The sequence below is a fragment of the Halobellus rufus genome (genome assembly GCF_000739575.1).
Lineage (GTDB): Archaea > Halobacteriota > Halobacteria > Halobacteriales > Haloferacaceae > Haloquadratum > Haloquadratum rufum.
The window spans coordinates 125,222-143,085 of record NZ_BBJO01000009.1 but is presented as its reverse complement, the minus strand read 5'-3'; the positions used below and the strand labels follow the sequence as shown (position 1 = coordinate 143,085).

The following is a 17,864-nucleotide window of genomic DNA, read 5'->3' as shown; positions in this document are numbered from 1 at the left end:
GAAATCGCGTTCTCCCCGGGCGGTTGTCACGCTTTCGTCGCGGCGCGTCGACGCTTACTTGGAGTCTCGGGCGTCGGCTGCGGCAACCGCCTCGACGAGTTCCTCCCCGCGCTCGGTGAGCGCGTAGCGGCCCTCCTCACGGGTGACGATCCCGTCGAGTTGACGGAGGTGGTAGTTCAGCCGCCCTTTGTCGTCGATCGAGAGTTCCTCGCGGAGAGCGGAGTAGCGGATCGGATCGGATCGGCGGTGCAGCACCGCGAGGATTTCGAGTCGAGGCGGACTCGCGAGGACGTCGAGCGTCTCCGAGACGCCGTCGACCTCGGCGGCCGAAATCGACCGCGGGCCGAACGCGTCTGGATCGCTCAGCCAAGTGGGAATCGCCATCGGCCTCCGCTTCGGGCGGAACGCTCCTAGAAGTACCGATCGGCCGTCGTTCGCCGGATCGTGCGGCGGAACCCTTTTGCGCGAGACTGCCGTACCTCCGCCAACAATGGGACTGGGCTCGGATATGTATCGGCAGCAGATTCTGGACCACTACAAGAACCCCCGGAACAAGGGCGAGATGTCCGATCCGGACTTCTCGCACACGGGGGAGAATCCGTCCTGCGGCGATACGATCACCGTGAACGTCAGGCTCGAAGACGACGGCGAGACCATCGAGTACGTGACGTTCACCGGCGACGGCTGTGCGATCAGTCAGGCCTCCGCGAGTATGCTCTCTGAGAAACTCCGCGGGCTGACGCTGTCGGAACTGGAAGCGATGGACACCGACGACGTGACTGAGATGCTCGGCGTCGACATCTCGCCGATGCGGATCAAGTGCGCCGTGCTCGCTCGGCAGGTCGCTCAAGACGGCGCGAAGATCCACGAGGGCGACGTCGAGATCGACGAGACGACGACCGAAGACTGACCGAAGTGACGGTCAGTCTGTCTTTTCGCTGTCGTCCACCAGAGACGAGATGACGAGTCGCTTGGTCCCGCGTCGGAGGAGACCACTGGCCGCAGGTTGAGAGATGTCCAGATCGGCCGCGACCTCGCTGAGCGTCGCGTTCCGCGGCTCCTCGAAGTATCCCTTTTCGAGCGCGACGAGGAGTGCTTCCCGTTGGCTGTCGGTCAACCCGGCGTCCGTGTTCCCTAAGCTGTCGTATTCGTTCACGCGCAGTAGGTCGATATCGATCTCGTGCTGTTGCGCGTAGTCCCAGAGATGAACCAAGTCCGTTCGATCGGGTATCCACACCGTCAGGATCCAGGCGCTTCCGTCGTTCTCCATATCGAGGATGACGCCGTTCGCGGCCGATATCACCGGAGAGAGGATCTTCGCTTCGTCGGTGTACTCGAAGCTATAGATGGCCTTCTCGTCTCTGGTCTCGATGACTCGTTCGAACTCGCCGATGGTACTGTCGTTTCGTAACCCGTCTTCGAACCGACCGAAGTCGGACGATTCGATGTGGTAGAAGAACTTCCCCGAGGTCGGGTCGGTTCCCGCCTCCGACACCGACTTGACGTTCGAGCTTCGGTCGTGGGTGACTGCCCCCGTGAGCACGATGTCGGGATGCTCGGCTCGGACGACCGCTTTAATGTCGGTCATTGGCCCGTACGATAGTAGTGTCAGTGAACAAGACCATACAATTGCGTGTTGTTTGAGACGCTTGGTGGAGATCTGTACTGCAGCACTCGCTACCGAGGAGGTGGCCGTGTGGCGGCTTAACTGAGTCGGTCGACCGTGAGTTCCGGGTTCCTCACAACTCGCCTCCGGCGATCAGTCCTGCATATCGTCTCTGGCGTGAATCTTGGCCTGTTCGCGAGCGCTGGGGTTGACTGACTCTTTGAACGGGACCTTCGCCACCGTCGCGTATACGGGTTCGCCGGGCTCCTCGGCGTACTCGTCCGGGAGGTGGACCTCGAACTCCAAGTCGAGGTCCGCGTCGTAGATCGAATCGTCGAGCGGGACGTCGGTCGCGGCCTGCAGTTTCTCCGCTGGCACGAATCCGAGGCCGAGATTGGCCTCGAGATCCGGGTTCCACCCCGCCGACGTCAGGTAGCCGCATTCCTCGCCCGTCTCCGGGTCCGAGATGAGCCAGTAGTCCGAAGCCCATTCCATGATCGGTTCGCCCGCCATCTTCAGACCGACCAGCTTGTGCGTGAACGGGAACTCGCCGCTCTCGATCGCTTCCTTCTGGCGTTCCAGTTCGTCCTTGCCGACGTAGTCCGCGTCCTTGTCGTCGGGGACCTGATAGCCGAGGTTGACCTGGAAGGGCGACGTCTCGTGGTCCATGTCCTGCCCCAACGACAGGATTCCGGCGGCGATCCGTCGCCGACCGTTCACCGGCGCCGCGGCACCGCCGTGGTCTTTGACCGTTTCGAGTACCGGATTCCACACTGCCTCGGCGTTCGTCGTCGCTTCACGGACGTATATCTCGAATCCCGCCTCTCCGGAGAAGCCCGTCTGGCTCACCAACACCGGGACGTCGTTGATCGTCGCTTCCAACAGTCCGTAGTACGGAACGTCTTCGACCGCGTCATCGATGAGCGACTCGATCACGTCGGGCGATTTCGGGCCCTGAATCTGCATCGGCGAGACGTCGATCTCGTCGATGTCGACCTCGAAGTCGTTGCCGACGGTGACCCCTTGCAACCACTGCAGCAGGTCGGCGTCGGCGATAGAGAACCAGAACTCGTCCTCGTCGGGTCGCAGCAGGACGAAGTCGTTGAGAATGCCGCCGTCGTAGTTACAGCAGATGGCGTACTTGCCACGCATCGGCTCGATGTCGGTCGCGTCCCGGGTGATGACGTAGTTGACGAACGCCTCGGCGTCGGGGCCCTCGACGCGGATCTGGCGCTCGACCGCGACGTCCCACAGCGCTACGTCGTTGACCAGCAGGTCGTACTCGGCTTTCGAGCCTCCGTCTTCGGGGTCGATGAACGCCCGCGGGTGGTACATATGGTTGTACACCGTCGCCTCGTGGCAGCCTTCCTCGACGGAGAGGTGCCAGAACGGAGACTTGCGGACCCGGTTGGAGATCACGAGGTCGACGTCCGCGTCGCCCGTTTGACGGAGGTTTCTGGGTACGGTACGATCAGACTGGTCGATGCGGGGGTGGTTCGGGTGGCGTTTTTCGGACATTGGAAGTCTAGTTCCGTGGTCCAACGTGGTGATTGAACAGCGTCCCCCAGACGCGCTCGAACCGGCTGGCGATGAACGACACGCCGGCCCCGGCGGGGAGGTAGAGTTCTGATTCGGTCGCTCGGTCGTGCTCGTCGAGATAGTTCCGCTGTGCCATACAGACGGATAGAAGGCACAGAGCAGTATTGCTCTGTAGCTTAAGCGTATAACCCACTTATACCGGACGCGGAAGCGGTCCGGAATCGCGTGCTCGAACCAAAGCCAACGTACCGAAGGCACACGCTGTACGTGGGCGCGCGATTCACCGCCGAGCTCGCGGCCTTCGACCGCTCGTCAGCGTCATTTTTCCCTCCACGTTTTTGCGCGGAGGGGTCCACAGGACCCCTCCGTGGAAAAAGGTGGGTGGCTACTCGGGCTTCAGACCGCCGTCCTGCACGCGCATCACGCCCTCGCCGTCGGCGAGGTTGGGCGCGTCGACCAGACGGACGATCCGCTTGTCTCCCTTCGATTTCCGGAGGTAGATCCGGAACGTCGAGGTGTGGCCGAGGATGTTGCCGCCGATCGGCTGCGTCGGGTCACCGAAGTACGAGTCGGGGTTAGAGGCGACCTGGTTCGTCACGAGCACGGCGGTGTTGTAGAGGTCGCCGACGCGCATCAGGTCGTGGAGGTGCTTGTTGAGCTTCTGCTGGCGCTCGGCGAGTTGCCCCCGTCCGACGTACTCCGCGCGGAAGTGCGCCGTGAGCGAGTCGACGCAGAGGAGCCGGACGGGGAACTCCGCGTCCTCGTTGTCGCGGGCGAGTTCCTTGGCCTTCTCCGCCAGCAGGATCTGGTGGTTGGAGTTGAACGCCTTCGCGACGTGGATCTTGTCGAGGAAGCTGTCGAGGAGGTCCTCCATCGCGCTCTCGTCACCGGGCGCGCCCTCGATCTCGCGGCGTTCGAGGAGGTCCGCGAGCACCTCGTCGTCGAGGCCGCGCATCATATCGTCGATCCGCTCGGGGCGGAAGGTGTCCTCGGAGTCGATGAAGATACAGGAACCGCCGAGGCCGCCGTGCTCGGGCGGGAGTTGGACGTTGACGGCCATCTGGTGGGTGACCTGCGACTTCCCGGCCCCGAACTCGCCGTACACCTCGGTGATCGACTGCGTCTCGATCCCGCCGCCGAGGAGCTCGTCGACCTCGGGGATGCGCCACGACAGCTTGCCGATCTGTTCGCGCCGTTCGAGGACCGCCGCACCGGTCTCGAAGCCGCCGATGTCGGCGGCCTCGCGCGCGGCGTTGATGATGTCGGCGGCGGTCGACTCGCCGACGTCGGCGGTGTTGGACATCTCGCCGGGGCTCGCGACGGCGATCGCCTGATAGCTCTCGAATCCCGAGTCGACGAGTTTGTCTGCGGTCGCGGGGCCGACTCCGGGGAGACTCTCGAGATCGTCTTCTGGCATCGTATCCCTCTCTGGGCCCCACTTGCACATAAACCCTCGTTAACAGCAGAGTGAAAGTGAAAACGCTCGACGGGGAAGGCTATCGAGAGTGGGATCGACGAGGGTTCAAACCGGAAGCCGCAGGCTAGGAGCCGCTGTCGCCGCGGAGCGTCGCCGCCACGTCGGCGCTCACGGGCGGCACCGCGCGACACGTCTCGGCGACGACGACGTACTCGGCGGCCTCCCGTTCGACGAAGTCGACGCGCGTGTCGCCCTCGTAGCCGGAGAGCCGGTCGTCGATCCAGCGGAGTTCCCGGGCGAACCGCGGGAGGATCGCGTCGACGACGAAGCGGTTGCGATCCGCTTCGCGCGCGGAAGTGATCGCGTCGACGGCGTCACCGCGGAGTGCAGCGACGTCGTCCGCCTCATCGACGGCGACGTCGTCTCCCTCCTCGATCCGCTCGCGGAGCGCCTCGAACGCGCGGAGGTACACGAGCGTTTCCGCCGCGAGGAGTGCATCACTCGCGAGCGACGGCGGGTCCCGCTCCCCGCTTCGGTCTTCGACACGCCACCGCGCGTTCCGGAGGACGTCCGAGAGTGCGATCACGCCCGCGGTCTGGGTGATCTCGCGGTCGACGAGCGTCGTCGGATCGTCGGTCTCTTCCGGGAGCGACTCGCCGCGCGTCCGGACGCGTTCGTCGAGCGAGTCCCGCGCGGTCGCGAACCGCTCGCGCAGGGGTTCTTCCCGCGCGAGGTCGCCACGGAACCGCTCGAAGTAGTACGACGCGACCGCTTCCGACGTCCGCGCGCGTTCGATGTCGACCGCGACGTCCGCGAATTCGAGCGGCTGCTCGGCCGCGTATTCGAGTTCGCGTTCCCCGAACGACAGCCAGTTTCGCGCCGCGCGGACCTCGCGCTCGATCTCCGCGTGGACGACCGCCGCCCGCACCGGGTCGTCGCCGACGTACTCCCATCGCGAGGCGAGCGCGTCGACGGCGTCGTCGGCGGCCGACCGGGACTCGCGGAGGTCCTCGACGGTCGCCTCCCCTTCGATCGCACGCCAAGCGAGCACCACCTCCTGTGCGCTCTCTCGGGACCGAGTCGCGCGCCCGAGACGTTCGTAGGCCGTCCCGTCGTCAGCGGACTCACGGATCGCCTCGCGCGCGGCCCGGTACTCGCCGTTCACCTGTTCGCGGATCACGCCGTTCGGGATCTCGCTCTCGTCGAACGGCGCGGGGACCGAGTCGAGTTTCTCCCGAGCGACCTCGCGCTGTTCGGCGACGAAGGAGGTCGCGATGTCGACCGGGAGCGTCTCGGAGATTTCGGGAGCCTCGTCGGTGACGGCGACCGCGACCGCGTCGCCGTCGAGCGTGTCCGGCCCCGAACCGGGTAGCTGATCGAGACACCCCGTGAGGGATGTGAGCCCGAGGGCGCCGGAGAGCGCCAGCAGTTCTCGGCGGCCGAAACGACGGTCCCGTCCGGCGTCTGCAGGCGTTCGGGTCACGCCTGTTCCCCCTCTCCGGCCGCCATCGATTCACCAGTCGGCGTCCGACACCGGCCGCTGCCGCTGCTGGGCCCGTAGCTCCGGACGTCGTCGGGGTCCAGCGGGGCCGGGATCCGAATCAGGTTCGTCACGAAGTCCTCGTCGTCGGCCCCGCAGGCGACGTCTGCGTCGCGGAGGATCCGGGCGTAATCGGTCTCGATATCGGAGTCGGTCCAGCGGACCCAGCAGAGCCGCCGCTCGTAACATTCGGGGACGACGTGCCCCTCGACGTACACCGACTCCGACTCGAAGTCGGTCCCGTCGAGGAGCGCGCGGGCCTCGTCGGCACCGTCGACGTCGGCGAACTCCAGCGCTTCGGCTCGCTCGGCGTCGGCGACGAGGTCGTGCTGCCAATCGTCGAACTGCGGAGTGACGTCGGAGTCGCTCTCCGGCGTCTCTGTCTCGGATGCCGGATCGACGACGATCGGAGCCAGTTCGGGGTTCCGGAGACTGACGTGCGTCGGGTCGGTGACAGCGTCCTCGGGCGGGTCGACGTCGGGTCCGGCGCGGGCGGTTCCCGTGGACGACGAACTGCCACCGCAACCGGCGAGCGCGGAGACCCCGAGGACCGCCGCCGTCGACTGGAGGAGGCGTCGCCTACTCGGCGTGGGCGTAGTGGAGGGCATCAGGCGAACCTATTCGAGACGGGGATAAATAGGCACGGGAACGGCCACCGGTGTGACGGCGATCGTTTATGTACCAGCGGGCGGCCAGACGCCGCGTGAGCTGACGATTGCCCCGCGTCGAGCCGCGGTTGCTCGGCACACCGACGCGGGAACGGAGCCGACGCCGCTCAGTGCCGTCGGTGCGGGTGCCGACTGTTCGCCAAGATGCTCACTCCCACGGGTGGCCGCCGTCTCGGTCGGGCCACATCGGATACCAGTAGGACTCGTCGTCTTCGAGCCCCAACTCGCCGTCGAGTACCGACTCCAGCTTGAACTCCACCTGCTGGTTCCGCTCCTTGCCGCGCTGCGGGGCGAACGGGTAGTACGCGCCGCGCCGGAACGAGTAGATCCAGTACGCGCGGTCGGCGTCGCCCTCGCTCCCGCCGCCGTCAGCGCGCTCGAAGCCAAACACGGCCGCGAGGAGTCGCGAGCCGTAGCCGCGCTCGATGAACTCGTCGGCCGCGAAGTGGACGCTCGTCACCAAGTCTTCGGGGTCGTCGTCGCGGAGGACCACCCACTCCCAGCCGTGGCTGTCCTCCCGGAGCTCGAACTCCGTGCCGGTCTCCTCCTCGCCGGCGCGGAGGATCGTCTCGACGTCGTCGACGACGTCCGAGAAGTCGGTGCTGTCGACCCCCGAGAAACAGAGGGCCGCGGCACCGACAGAGCGGAATCCGAGGTCGGCCTCCATCGTGACGTAGGCGGTGCTCATCCCGAAGAGGTCCTCGGGGTCGGCGTCGCGCGTCGCGTCCGCCTCGGCGTTCGTCCCGAGGACGGTCCGGATCGTGTCGAACAGCCCCATCGTCAGGCGGACTCCATCTCGCGTTCGAGTTCGCGCAGGCGGTCGACGCGCTTCTCGGTGGCGGGGTGCGTGCTGAACAGCCGGCCGATGACGTCGCTCTTCAGCGGGACGATGAAGAACGCGTTCATCTCCGACTGCTCGCGGAGGTCCTCTTTGGGGACGTTGTCCATCCGGCCGTCGATCTTCAGGAGCGCCGACGCGAGCGCCGACGGCCGGCCGGTGATGAGCGCGCCGCCGCGGTCGGCCGCGAACTCGCGGTACCGCGAGAGCGCGCGGATCAGGAAGAACGAGACGATCCAGACGAGGAGCGAAGCGACCACGGCTACGAGGAACCCGCCGCCGCCCTGTCGGTTGCGCCCGCCGCCGAACCAAAAGCCCATCCGGACGATCATGAACGCGACCGTCGAGAGGAACGAGGCGATGGTCATCACCATCACGTCGCGGTTCTTGACGTGCGCGAGTTCGTGGGCGATCACGCCCTCCAATTCGTCGCGATCGAGCGTCTGCAGCAGCCCACTCGTCACGCAGACGGTCGAACTCTTCTGCGATCGGCCGGCCGCGAAGGCGTTCGGCACGCGCGAGTCGGCGACGGCGACCGTCGGTTTCGGGAGGTCCGCCTGCTGGCTGAGTCGCGAGACCATCGCGTGGAGCTCCGGGTACTCGCTCTCGGAGACCTCCTTCGCTCCCATACTGTAGAGCGCCAGTTTGTCGCTGAAGAAGAACTGCGCGAGGACGAAAAGCCCCATCAGCGGCAGGAAGAAGAACGAATCCGTCTGTATCAGCGCCCCCACGAAGACGAGATAGAGGGCGAAGAGCAGGAACATCGTGAGGACCATCCGGCCGCGGAGTCCCCAGTCGGGTTTCCAGTCCATAGCCGGACTAGGGGCTCGGGGTTATAAACGGTGTTGCAGGCCGAGAGCCGGACCGCGAGACGCGGGCAACTTCGTCGCGCTTAACCGCCTCGGTCGTCTATCTCGCCCGATGAGTTCGGGAGAGTTCTGTCCTCGCTGCGGCGACCCGGTTCCAGAGCGCGCCGACCCGCTCCCCGGCGAGCCCCGCGAGCGCGACGCCGTCCTCTGTGACGACTGTTACTTCGAGGACTTCGACCTCGTCGACGCTCCCGAGCGGATCGAGGTCCGCGTCTGTTCGCAGTGCGGCGCGGTCCACAAGGGCAACCGCTGGGTCGACGTCGACGCCGACGACTACACCGACGTCGCGATCGACCAGGTCACCGAGGCGCTCGGCGTCCACGTGAACGCCGAGGACATCCGCTGGGGGATCGAGCCCGAACAGCTCGACGAGAACACCATCCGGATGCACTGCACGTTCGGGGGCGTCGTCCGCGACACCTACCGCGAGGAGCGGGTCACAGTGCCGGTGTTCATCGCCCGGCAGACGTGCGACCGCTGCGGTCGGATCGCCGGCGGCTACTACGCCAGCATCGTCCAAGTCCGCGCCGACGGGCGGACGCCGACGAACGAGGAGGAGGCCCGCGCCGTCGAGATCGCCGAATCGTACGTCACCGAGCGCGAGGAGACCGGCGACCGCGAGGCGTTCATCTCCGAGATCAAGGAGACCGACGACGGCACGAACATCAAGATCTCGACGAACCAGATGGGCGGCGGGGTCGCAAAGCGCATCGTCCGCGAACTGGGCGGCCACGTCAAGGAGTACCCGACGCTCGTCACCGAGGACAGCGACGGCAACGAGGTGTACCGCGTGACCTACGCCGTGCGGCTCCCGAAGTTCACCCCCGGCGACGTCGTCGCTCCCGCGGACGACGACGGCCCCGTGCTGGTCAGAAGCGTCCGCGGGAACCTGAAAGGCGTGCGGCTCACCTCCGGCGAGGCCTACGAAGCGAGCTTCGAGGAGGGGGAAACGCCCGACGCCAGAAAGATCGGGACCACCGAGGACGCCGACGAGACGACGGTCGTCACCGTCGAGGACGAGCGCGCGATCCAAGTGCTCGATCCCGAGACGTACGAGTCGAAGACGATTGCGCGCCCCTCTTACGTCGACGACGACGCCGAGACGGTTCGGGTGCTGAAGAGCCGCGAGGGACTACACATTCTCCCCGACGGTGCCGAAACCGACGAAACGGGCGAGTAGGCACCAAAGGACGATGAAGAGAGCGGGCTGAGAAGATTCCGAACGGGCAGCACTCGTCGAGAGCGACAGCCTCGGGCAGTCAGTCGGCTCCGACCGAGTTCTCGATGGCCGAGGCGCGCCCCTGCCGTTCGCGGACCGGGATTCCGTGCCGCACGAGCGCCGTCGCGAACGCGTCCGTCGAGCGGCCCGCACGGGACGCCGCCTGCGACAGCGTCAGTGTTCCGTTCCGGTACAGGGTCATCGCCGTGTTCAGCCCGTGTGTGTACATTGGCGGACACGCGGATAGACGCAACTCGGAGTGTTAAGTATTCCGTGAGATATCATCTCAAAGAGACACTGTTTTTCTAATGAGGTGAAAGAACAGAACCTAATCTAACTTTTTGATTCCGAAAACACTAACCAAATTAACGTTCATTATGTATCCGTTTCGGAATCGCCCGGATTACGTATCACACTCACAGACGACGAGTCGGCGAGCGAAAGAACTGAATCGAAGGCGAGACAACGCTCAGGTATGGATCGACAGCAGGTGCTGGCGCTCGTCCTCGTGTTACTGATGGTCGGGTCGTCGTTCGCGTACGGCGCGGCGCTGTTGCTGTGAGCGCGCTGCACGTTTCGCGGCAGCCCGCGTATCAGCCGTCGCCCCAGACGTCGGACAGCGGGTGCGAAGACCGGTCGTCGTCCGTCGAGCGATCGCTCGACGAACTCGTCCCGTCCGACCGCGTCGCGCGCGAAGCCCGCGACGTCGACTCCGCGGAGTTACGCCCCGTCGCCGTCGAGGAGCGACCTCCGCTGCGATCGGTTCGGCTCCCGGCGGCGTTCGATCCGGAGCCGCCGCGACCGCCGGCCGCGACCTGATCGAACTCGGGGAGCGCCGGCGTCGAGAGCCGGTCGACCTGCTCGCGGAACCACGACGGCATATCGCCGCGCGTCCGCTCGAAGAGATCGAGCAGCGAGGAGTCCGCGAGGTACGTCGCCCCGTGGTCGTCGGGCGCGCGGACGACCCGGCCGCACGCCTGGATGACCGTCCGGAGCGCCGCGCGTCGGTACCACGACCACTGCCCCTCTTCGAGGCGGCGGGCGACGCGGGAGTCGTTCGTGTTGAGATACGGGGCTTTGCAGACGACCTGCCAGCGACAGAGGTCCCCCGAGAGGTCCAGCGCCTCCTCCATCTTCACCGAGAGGAAGACGTCGGGGTCGTCGGTCGCCTTCCACGACTCCAGCTCGGCGTCGCGGTTCTCGCGGTCGTGCCCGCGGACGCGACCCCCGAGGCCGAGCTGTGCGAGTCGCCGGCGCAGCTCGGACTGGATCGCGTAGGAGTGACAGTGGACGAGCCCCTTCTCGTCGGGGTGTTCCGCCATAATCCGGACCAGCGTTCGCGCCACTTTCGGAAGCGTCTCGTCTCGCTCCTCGTACGTCATCTTCCCCTGCGTCACGTCGTACAGCGGCCGGTTTTCGACCGGAAACGTGTGTTCGACGTCGACGAGGGCGACGTTCGAGGGGTCGAGGCCGACGCCCCGGCAGAACGCCGTCTTGTTGAGGATCGTCGCCGACAACAGCGCGAACTTGTTGCCGCGGTCCCAGACGGTGTGGTGGAGATAGCGCGCGGGGTCGAGCGGCTTGATCGAGATGGCCCCGCCCTCGCCGTCGGGCTGGTCGACGACCCACGTGGTCGGGCTCTCGGGGTCGCGGTAGTCGGAGACGAACCACTGGAGTTCCGAGCGGAGCTCTTGGAGGCGGTCCCGACGGGCCGCCTCTTGCGGCGTCAACTCCGGCTTTCGGAGCAGTTCGTCCTTGGCGCGCTCGGCGACGCCGGCGAGCGTCTCGGCGAAGCGAACGGTCCGTTCGAGGGGGTCGCCCTCGGCCGCGACGTCGGGGACGCCCACGTCGTCCCAGACCGGAACCGTCCGCGGGTTCAGATCGACCGTCGCGTACATCTCGGCCCACTCGGCGAGGCCGTGGGCCTCGTCGATCACGACGACGTCGCGCTTGCGGAAGACGTCGGATCCGGCGGTCTGCATGAAGTACGCGAGCGTCATCGCCGCGATGCGTCGGTTCGAGGCGATGGCCCGATCGGAGAAGTACGGACAGCGGTGCCGGACCGAGCAGTCGAACCCGGACTGTCGGACGCACGGGGCGCGGTCGACCGGCGTGTCGGTCTCGCCGTTCAGGATGCAGGTGTAGTTCGACTTCCCGCGGATGACGTTGAGATCGTCGAGAAGTGGGTCCTCGGCGACGTCGTCGAGTTGGGAGACCTGCGGCGTCGTGTAGTAGGCGTCGGTCGCCGCGGCGGGCGAGACCTCGTCGGTCGTCGCCGCCGCGCCCGCGATGGCCCGCGCGAGCAGCGACTTCCCGCTCCCCGTCGGCGCGCGGACGAGCACGACGTCGTTCCGGCGGCGAACGCGTCGCGAACGTCCGAGAGCGCCTGCTCCTGCGCGCCGCGGTAGCTCGGGGCCGGAAACGACGAGGGAATCCGATCGGGGTCCACACTCGCCCTGTGCCGCTCTCGGATAAAAAGGTTCAGACGACGGCGGTTCGGTTAGGTGTGCGAAAGAGCGTCGTCCTCGGGCCGGACGATCGCCGACAGAGAAACCGCCGCAGCGTTGCGACTGAGAGACGACGAGCGGGAATGGAAGAGAGCGCGGGGCATCCGAAGCCGACAGCGTCGCAACCGAACCGAAACGAGGTACGACAAAACGAGCGCGTAGGCGCAAACTACAACACGCCCGCGGTCGCTTTCCCGGTATGTTCGCCAGCGCTCCGGATCTGCTGCGGTTGGTCGCGCTCCCGGTCCTCGGGTGGGCCGCGTGGCGCGACGTCGAGACCAGACGGGTGCCGAGTCGGACGTGGCTCCCGCTGGTCGTACTCGGCGTCCTGCTGCTCGCGGTCGAGGCCGTCGGCCACCTCTCGCTGTCGACGTCGGCTGACGCGCTCTTCTTCGTGCAGGTCGCGATCAGCCTCTTCTTCGTCGCGCCGGTCGCCTACGGCCTCTGGTGGATCGGCGGCTTCGGCGGCGCGGACGCGAAGGCGCTCATCACGCTCGCGATCCTCCTGCCCACGTACCCGACGTACTACTTCGCGGGCTTCACCCTCCCGGAGGTCGTCACGACGCTCGGCGTCTTCTCGATGACGATCCTCACGAACACGGTCGTCTTCGCCGCCGCGTACCCGGTCGCGCTCGGCGCGCGGAACCTCCTCGCAGGCGACGTCCGGTTTCCGATCTCCTTTCTCGGCCAGCGAATCGCCGTCGAGGACCTCCGCGAGGCGCACGGCCAACTCTACGAGACGCCCGAGGGGTTCTCGCGGAACGGCCTCGACATCGACGCGCTCCGGATGTACCTCCGCTGGCGCGGGCTGACGCTCGAGGAACTCCGGGCGTCGCCCGAGCGGTTCCGCGATCCGGAAAGCGTCGGCGAGACGCACGATCCGACCGACGGCGCGGTCGGCCTCGGGCGCGACGGTCCTTCCCGCGGTGACGACGCCACGGGCGTGGAAACCGACGGCGGGGAGACGGGCGCGGACACCGAGAGCCTCACCGCCGGCGGCGACGTCGACGACGAGTGGGCCGCCGAGGCCTTCCTCGACGACATCGAGGGGACCGCTTACGGCACGACGCCCGAGAAGCTGCGGGGCGGGCTGAAAGTCGTCACCGAGCGCGAGGAGGTCTGGATCTCGCCCGGAATCCCGTTTCTCGTCCCGATGTTCGTCGGGACGCTCGTGGCGTTCACCTACGGCGATCTGGTCTTCGGTGCGATCGGCACGCTCGGGATCGTCTGAGTCGCCGCCGACGGTCGCCTCGTCACGGTTCATTCGGACCGGAACTGCCCGGGAATCGCCGTCTCCGGTGCCGTCGGGACGAGCCACGCCGGGACGGCTCGCGTGAGGACGACCATCCCCGTCAGCTCGATCAGCGTCTGCGTGACGACCACCGCGGGGACCAGTTCGTAGCCCGCGGGCAGCGCCAGCGCCAGCGGGAGCACCACGAGCGAGTTCCGCGTCACCGACGTGAACACGAGCGCCCGGGCCTCTCCCGCGTCCATCCCGAACAGCCCGGCGGCGATCCGTCCGAGAACCGGCATCACGGCCAAGAACGCGACGTAGACGGGGACGACAGCGAGGAGTTGCCCGGCGGAATCCGCGACGCGGGGGAGCTGTGAGGCGACGACGACCAGCAGCGTCGCACCCATCGCCGGCACCGGCAGCCAGCCCATCGCTGCCTGCCATCGCCGGGCCGCGGTCGCGCGGTCCGCCAGCGCCTCAGTGAGCCACGCGAGCGTCAGCGGGATCGCGATCAGAGACAGGAACGCCTCGACGAACGGCCCCGCGCTGATGACGGGCGCGACGCTGTCGCCGAGAAACAGCCACAGATACCCCGGAAGCAGGGCGAACTGAACCAGGAGGAGCGCGGGAGTCACCGCGGTCACCTGCTCTGCGTCGCCGTCGGCGAGGTCGGTGAAGGCGATGACGTAGTCGACACACGGCGTGAGAAGCACCAGCAGGGCACCGAGCAGAATCGCCGGTTCGGCGGGTAGCACGCGCGTCAAGGCGAAGGCGACCGCCGGCACGACGAGGAAGTTCATCCCGAGCGCCGCCCCGAGGAAGCGAACGTTGGTGAAGGCCTCGCGGAATCTGACGAAAGGGATCTCCAGGAACGTCACGTAAAGGAGCACCGCCAGCACGGGCGTGATCGACGCCTCGAAAAGCGGCGCGGCCGACGGCAGGCCGACGCCGAACGCCGCCGCGAGCGCGACGCTGACGGCGTAGACGACGACCTGGTTCCGCTGGAGCCACGCCTTCGAGCGCATACGTGGACGTCTCGACGCGCGGCAATAGCGCTGGTGCTCCGTTCGGAACCGCACCCGATCGAGTCCCCGCCCGACGGGGGCAAAAGACCTATCGGCGGCACCGGCGTCCGATGAGACAATGACCGACGACGTCGAGATCGACTTCGGCGAGGACGGCCTCGTCCCCGCCGTCGCACAGGACGCCGACACCGGCGAGGTGCTGATGCTGGCGTACGTCTCCCCGGAGGCGCTCGAACGCACGCGGGAGACGGGCCGGGCGCACTACTACTCGCGCAGCCGCGACGAGCTCTGGGAGAAGGGCGCGACGAGCGGGCACACCCAGTCGGTCGAGGAGGTCCGCGTCGACTGCGACGCCGACACGCTCCTGTACCTCGTCGAGCAGTCCGGCGGCGCGTGCCACACCGGTCACCGCTCCTGTTTCTACCGAACGATCGACGGCGAGCACGTCGGCGAGCGCGTGTTCGACCCCGACGACGTCTACTGACGATGGCCGATACAGACGCGATCGACGGCGAGGCCCGCGGTTCCGACGGCGTCGAGAGCGCGGTCGCGACCGCCGAATCGCGGATCGAGGACCTCCGCGCGGCGAGAGCGCGGTACGAGCGCGTCGAGAGTGAGATCGACGAGGTGGGCGAGGAGGTCGTCGTCGACGTCGCCGACACGTACCGGAAGGCGATGGGCCTGCTCGATCGCTACGAGGGCTCGGCGACCGGAACGGGCGACTTCCAGGCGTACGTGGAGTTCCAGGGGAAGTTCCTCGACCTCGTCGACGACCTCGAGGAGGGCGTCCCAGCGGCGGACGCCTTCGACGCCGCCGGCGAGCGGATGGACCGCCGCCGGCTGAGCGAGGACGACTTCGACGCCGCCCGCGCGGACCTCGAACCCGCGGCGGACTACGTCGACCTCCTCGACCGCCGCGAGGAGGCGAAAGAGGCGGTCTCGGCGGCGAAGCGGGACGCGAAGCTGTACCTGCGCGACCTCGAGGAGGAGATCGAGCGGCGCGAGGAGATGCTCGCGTTCGCCGACGCCGACCTCGACGCCCCCGTCGAGCAGCTCCGCGAGCCGATCGAGGCGTACAACGACGCCGTCACCGAGGAGTTTCGGTCCTTCTACGACTCCGCCCCCGCCGCGGACGTGATCGGCCTCCTCGAACGCGCCGAGTCGTTCCCGCTCGTCGCGTTCGACGCCCCGCCGCGTGACCTGCGGGAGTTCGTCCGCGAGAGCCCCGACGCCGACGAGCCGATCCCGACGCTGTTGGAGTACGCCGACTACACCGGCTCGAAGCTCGATCACTACGCTGAGGACCCCGCGCTGTTGCAGACGACCGTCGCGGTCCACCGCACGTTCCTCGAGCGGCTCTCCGCGGAGCCGCTGACGGTGTCGCTGCCGCCGCCGGACGCGGAGACGCTCCGCCTCTGGGCCCGCGAGGCGACGTCGCTGCTGGGTCGGTTCGCGAGCGGGGAGACGGTCGCGCGGCTCAGAGCCGTTCGGGACCTGACGCGCCGCGACGACTACGCGGACCTCCGGTTCGTCGCTCGCGCGCACGAGGAACTCGACGCCGAGGCGCGCGAGCGGGTGCGGTCGGGCGCGGCCGCAGCCGAACTCGAGCGCCTTCGAGACGTCCGCGATCGCCTCTCTGCCGTCCTAGAAGGCGGGTCAGCCGCCGGGGGCGACGCCGATGGGGGCACTTCCGGAACGAGCTTGTAACCGCCGATGGTCGTCGTCTCCGCCGCCGCGTTCCTCGCGGGCGCGTTCTGTCTGTTCTACGGCGCACGCGCCCTGCGGACGAAGCGAGCGGTCCGCCGACTGGAGCGGTCCGAGGCGCCCGCCGAAACGGTCGGGTGGCCGGAGGAACCGACCGATGCAGCCGAGTGGCGGGACGAACCGGGCGATGGCGACGGTGGGGGAGCCGCGGACCGCGGCGACGACGTCGACTTCGAGCGCGGGGTCGTCCTCATCGCGTTGGGCCTGCTCTGCCTCCTGTTCGGCGTGCTCTCTCTGTGAAACGGGTTCGGAGAGGCCGTCAGTCCAGTCTGTCGAGCGCGGCACGGAGCGCGTCGGCGGCGCCGTCGGCCAGTTCCCGCGCGCGGTCCCCGTCTCTCGCCTCGGCGTAGACGCGCACCTTCGGCTCGGTCCCCGACGGGCGGACGAGCACCCACGCGTCGCCGTAGTCGAGGCGGTAACCGTCGGTCGTGTTCGGCTCGGCGTCCGCGGCGTCGGCGAAGTCGGCGGCGGCGGCGAGCATCGCGTCGAGTTCGCGCTCGGTGTCGTACGAGAGGTTGACGCGGACGTTCTCGTAGTCGGTGTACGGCTCGACGAGTTCGGAGACCGGGTGCTCGGCGACGAGTTCGAGGAACTTCGCGCCGACGTACGCGCCGTCGCGGACGAGCCGGTACTCGGGGAAGAAGACCCCGCCGTTTCCCTCGCCGGCGACCGGGACGCGCTCGCCGGCGGCGACGAGTTCGCGGATGCGCGTGATGATGTTCGTCGCGCCGATCGGCGTGAGTTCGAGGTCCGCGCCGACGCCCTCGCAGACGTCGACGAGCCGCTGGGAGACGTTCACGGCCGCGACGGTGGTGTCTCCCGGTTCGAGCGCGGCCGCCGCCAGCGCCGCCAGCGACGCCTCGCCGGCGACGAACTCGCCGCGCTCGTCGACGAAGACCGCCCGGTCGGCGTCGCCGTCGTGTGCGATCCCGACGTCGGCGTCGGCCGCCCGCACGAGTGACTTCAGGTCCCCGAGGTTCTCCTCGACCGGCTCCGAGTCGCGGCCGGGAAAGTGCCCGTCGGGGGTGGCGTTGACGGTGACGACGTCGCAGCCGAGCCGCCGGAAGAACTCGGGGCTCGTCAGCGCGCCCGCGCCGTGGCCCGGATCGAGCGCGACCGTGAGGTCGGCGGCGGCGATTGACTCGCGGTCGATCGCCGAGAGCAGGTCGGAGACGTACTCGCGGTTCGCCGCGTCGACTCGCCGGGACTCGCCGACCCCGTCCCACGCGGCGGTGGCGAAGTCCTCGGCGAGCACGTGCGACTCGATCGTCTCGAGGTCCTCGACGGACAGTTCGACGCCGTCGGCGCCGACGAGTTTGACGCCGTTGTACTCCGGCGGGTTGTGCGAGGCCGTGATGACGATCGCCGGCCGCTCGTTCTCGCCGGCGTAGCGGACGGCGCTCGGGGTCGGGGTCGGGCCGAGCCTGTCGACGTCGAGACCGACGCTCTCGAGGCCGCTCGTCGCCGCGTTCGTCAGCATCTCCCCCGTCGTTCGCGTGTCGCGGGCGACGACCGCGCGGTCGGTCTCCCACACCGTCCCGGCCGCCTTCGCGATGCGGAGCACGAACTCGGGCGTCAGGCCGTCGCCGACGACGCCGCGCGCCCCGCTCGAACCGAAGAGCTTCATTGGGTGTCACT

The 17,864-nt window shown here is 67.8% G+C and carries 18 protein-coding genes and 1 pseudogene; 6 read left to right on the top strand and 13 right to left on the bottom strand.

The genetic code is table 11. The features are described 5' to 3' along the window. Window positions 1–54: 54 nt before the first annotated feature. Complete coding sequence (locus tag ACP99_RS05365; RefSeq protein WP_049985602.1) at window positions 55–384, bottom strand: winged helix-turn-helix transcriptional regulator; 330 nt, start codon at window positions 382–384, stop codon at window positions 55–57. 106 nt (window positions 385–490) lie between these two features. Here ACP99_RS05365 and sufU point away from each other — a divergent pair, with 106 nt between their 5' ends. Next, a complete protein-coding gene (gene sufU, locus ACP99_RS05360; RefSeq protein ID WP_049985601.1) occupies window positions 491–910 on the top strand; it encodes a Fe-S cluster assembly sulfur transfer protein SufU in 420 nt (139 codons plus the stop codon). 12 nt (window positions 911–922) lie between these two features. On the opposite strand, the gene ACP99_RS05355 is transcribed toward sufU, so the two are convergent. The 8 genes from ACP99_RS05355 to htpX form a co-directional block, all read right to left on the bottom strand. Further along, a complete protein-coding gene (locus ACP99_RS05355; protein WP_049985600.1) occupies window positions 923–1,588 on the bottom strand; it encodes a helix-turn-helix domain-containing protein in 666 nt (221 codons plus the stop codon). 171 nt (window positions 1,589–1,759) lie between these two features. Further along, on the bottom strand, window positions 1,760–3,124 hold the full coding sequence (locus tag ACP99_RS05350) for a glycine cleavage T C-terminal barrel domain-containing protein (protein ID WP_197052358.1): 1,365 nt from the start codon (window positions 3,122–3,124) through the stop codon (window positions 1,760–1,762). A gap of 7 nt (window positions 3,125–3,131) precedes the next feature. Continuing rightward, a complete protein-coding gene (locus tag ACP99_RS19845) occupies window positions 3,132–3,281 on the bottom strand; it encodes a hypothetical protein (protein WP_156105599.1) in 150 nt (49 codons plus the stop codon). A gap of 249 nt (window positions 3,282–3,530) precedes the next feature. Next, window positions 3,531–4,562: a DNA repair and recombination protein RadA gene (gene radA, locus ACP99_RS05345; protein ID WP_049985658.1), complete on the bottom strand. Its 1,032-nt coding sequence runs from the start codon at window positions 4,560–4,562 to the stop codon at window positions 3,531–3,533. 124 nt (window positions 4,563–4,686) lie between these two features. Further along, window positions 4,687–6,045: a hypothetical protein gene (locus tag ACP99_RS05340; RefSeq protein WP_049985599.1), complete on the bottom strand. Its 1,359-nt coding sequence runs from the start codon at window positions 6,043–6,045 to the stop codon at window positions 4,687–4,689. After that, window positions 6,042–6,710 carry a hypothetical protein gene (locus ACP99_RS05335; protein ID WP_049985598.1) on the bottom strand — a complete coding sequence of 223 codons (669 nt, stop codon included), beginning with the start codon at window positions 6,708–6,710 and terminating at the stop codon, window positions 6,042–6,044. Before ACP99_RS05335 ends, ACP99_RS05340 begins: the two co-directional genes overlap by 4 nt. 208 nt (window positions 6,711–6,918) lie before the next feature. Further along, a complete protein-coding gene (gene pspAB, locus ACP99_RS05330; protein WP_049985597.1) occupies window positions 6,919–7,548 on the bottom strand; it encodes a PspA-associated protein PspAB in 630 nt (209 codons plus the stop codon). A 2-nt stretch (window positions 7,549–7,550) separates the two neighbouring features. Further along, window positions 7,551–8,420, bottom strand: coding sequence for a zinc metalloprotease HtpX (htpX, locus tag ACP99_RS05325; RefSeq protein WP_049985596.1), 870 nt, complete (start codon window positions 8,418–8,420; stop codon window positions 7,551–7,553). Between the two features lie 109 nt (window positions 8,421–8,529). On the opposite strand from htpX, the gene ACP99_RS05320 reads away from it, so the two are divergent. Then, complete coding sequence (locus ACP99_RS05320; protein ID WP_049985595.1) at window positions 8,530–9,657, top strand: 60S ribosomal export protein NMD3; 1,128 nt, start codon at window positions 8,530–8,532, stop codon at window positions 9,655–9,657. Between the two features lie 79 nt (window positions 9,658–9,736). On the opposite strand, the gene ACP99_RS05315 is transcribed toward ACP99_RS05320, so the two are convergent. Together ACP99_RS05315 and ACP99_RS05310 are read right to left on the bottom strand one after the other, a co-directional pair. After that, window positions 9,737–9,925, bottom strand: a complete 189-nt coding sequence (locus ACP99_RS05315; protein ID WP_049985594.1) for a DUF7317 family protein — start codon at window positions 9,923–9,925, stop codon at window positions 9,737–9,739. 364 nt (window positions 9,926–10,289) lie between these two features. Further along, window positions 10,290–12,145: pseudogene (locus tag ACP99_RS05310) on the bottom strand (helicase C-terminal domain-containing protein). Between the two features lie 257 nt (window positions 12,146–12,402). Between ACP99_RS05310 and ACP99_RS05305 the strand changes: the two are divergent. Next, window positions 12,403–13,434 carry an A24 family peptidase gene (locus tag ACP99_RS05305; protein ID WP_049985593.1) on the top strand — a complete coding sequence of 344 codons (1,032 nt, stop codon included), beginning with the start codon at window positions 12,403–12,405 and terminating at the stop codon, window positions 13,432–13,434. Between the two features lie 29 nt (window positions 13,435–13,463). On the opposite strand, the gene ACP99_RS05300 is transcribed toward ACP99_RS05305, so the two are convergent. Then, window positions 13,464–14,462: an arsenic resistance protein gene (locus ACP99_RS05300; protein WP_049985592.1), complete on the bottom strand. Its 999-nt coding sequence runs from the start codon at window positions 14,460–14,462 to the stop codon at window positions 13,464–13,466. Window positions 14,463–14,580: 118 nt separating this feature from the next. On the opposite strand from ACP99_RS05300, the gene hisI reads away from it, so the two are divergent. From hisI to ACP99_RS05285, 3 genes are read left to right on the top strand one after another with little or no spacing between them, the layout of a single operon-like run. Continuing rightward, a complete protein-coding gene (hisI, locus tag ACP99_RS05295; protein ID WP_049985591.1) occupies window positions 14,581–14,946 on the top strand; it encodes a phosphoribosyl-AMP cyclohydrolase in 366 nt (121 codons plus the stop codon). 2 nt (window positions 14,947–14,948) lie between these two features. After that, complete coding sequence (locus ACP99_RS05290) at window positions 14,949–16,169, top strand: DUF7118 family protein (RefSeq protein ID WP_049985590.1); 1,221 nt, start codon at window positions 14,949–14,951, stop codon at window positions 16,167–16,169. A gap of 6 nt (window positions 16,170–16,175) precedes the next feature. Next, entirely contained in the window at window positions 16,176–16,466 is a 291-nt protein-coding gene (locus tag ACP99_RS05285) for a hypothetical protein (RefSeq protein WP_049985589.1), read from the top strand. Between the two features lie 19 nt (window positions 16,467–16,485). On the opposite strand, the gene glmM is transcribed toward ACP99_RS05285, so the two are convergent. Beyond that, the gene (gene glmM, locus ACP99_RS05280) at window positions 16,486–17,853 is read right to left on the bottom strand and encodes a phosphoglucosamine mutase (RefSeq protein ID WP_049985588.1); all 1,368 of its coding nucleotides are present in this window, start codon (window positions 17,851–17,853) and stop codon (window positions 16,486–16,488) included. Between the last annotated feature and the right edge of the window lie 11 nt (window positions 17,854–17,864).

Coding starts and splice junctions, on each gene's coding strand:
- ACP99_RS05365 (WP_049985602.1), bottom strand. CDS start 384: ATGGCGATTCCCACTTGGCTGAGCGATCCAGACGCGTTCGGCCCGCGG.
- sufU (WP_049985601.1), top strand. CDS start 491: ATGGGACTGGGCTCGGATATGTATCGGCAGCAGATTCTGGACCACTAC.
- ACP99_RS05355 (WP_049985600.1), bottom strand. CDS start 1,588: ATGACCGACATTAAAGCGGTCGTCCGAGCCGAGCATCCCGACATCGTG.
- ACP99_RS05350 (WP_197052358.1), bottom strand. CDS start 3,124: ATGTCCGAAAAACGCCACCCGAACCACCCCCGCATCGACCAGTCTGAT.
- ACP99_RS19845 (WP_156105599.1), bottom strand. CDS start 3,281: ATGGCACAGCGGAACTATCTCGACGAGCACGACCGAGCGACCGAATCA.
- radA (WP_049985658.1), bottom strand. CDS start 4,562: ATGCCAGAAGACGATCTCGAGAGTCTCCCCGGAGTCGGCCCCGCGACC.
- ACP99_RS05335 (WP_049985598.1), bottom strand. CDS start 6,710: ATGCCCTCCACTACGCCCACGCCGAGTAGGCGACGCCTCCTCCAGTCG.
- pspAB (WP_049985597.1), bottom strand. CDS start 7,548: ATGGGGCTGTTCGACACGATCCGGACCGTCCTCGGGACGAACGCCGAG.
- htpX (WP_049985596.1), bottom strand. CDS start 8,420: ATGGACTGGAAACCCGACTGGGGACTCCGCGGCCGGATGGTCCTCACG.
- ACP99_RS05320 (WP_049985595.1), top strand. CDS start 8,530: ATGAGTTCGGGAGAGTTCTGTCCTCGCTGCGGCGACCCGGTTCCAGAG.
- ACP99_RS05315 (WP_049985594.1), bottom strand. CDS start 9,925: ATGTACACACACGGGCTGAACACGGCGATGACCCTGTACCGGAACGGA.
- ACP99_RS05305 (WP_049985593.1), top strand. CDS start 12,403: ATGTTCGCCAGCGCTCCGGATCTGCTGCGGTTGGTCGCGCTCCCGGTC.
- ACP99_RS05300 (WP_049985592.1), bottom strand. CDS start 14,462: ATGCGCTCGAAGGCGTGGCTCCAGCGGAACCAGGTCGTCGTCTACGCC.
- hisI (WP_049985591.1), top strand. CDS start 14,581: ATGACCGACGACGTCGAGATCGACTTCGGCGAGGACGGCCTCGTCCCC.
- ACP99_RS05290 (WP_049985590.1), top strand. CDS start 14,949: ATGGCCGATACAGACGCGATCGACGGCGAGGCCCGCGGTTCCGACGGC.
- ACP99_RS05285 (WP_049985589.1), top strand. CDS start 16,176: ATGGTCGTCGTCTCCGCCGCCGCGTTCCTCGCGGGCGCGTTCTGTCTG.
- glmM (WP_049985588.1), bottom strand. CDS start 17,853: ATGAAGCTCTTCGGTTCGAGCGGGGCGCGCGGCGTCGTCGGCGACGGC.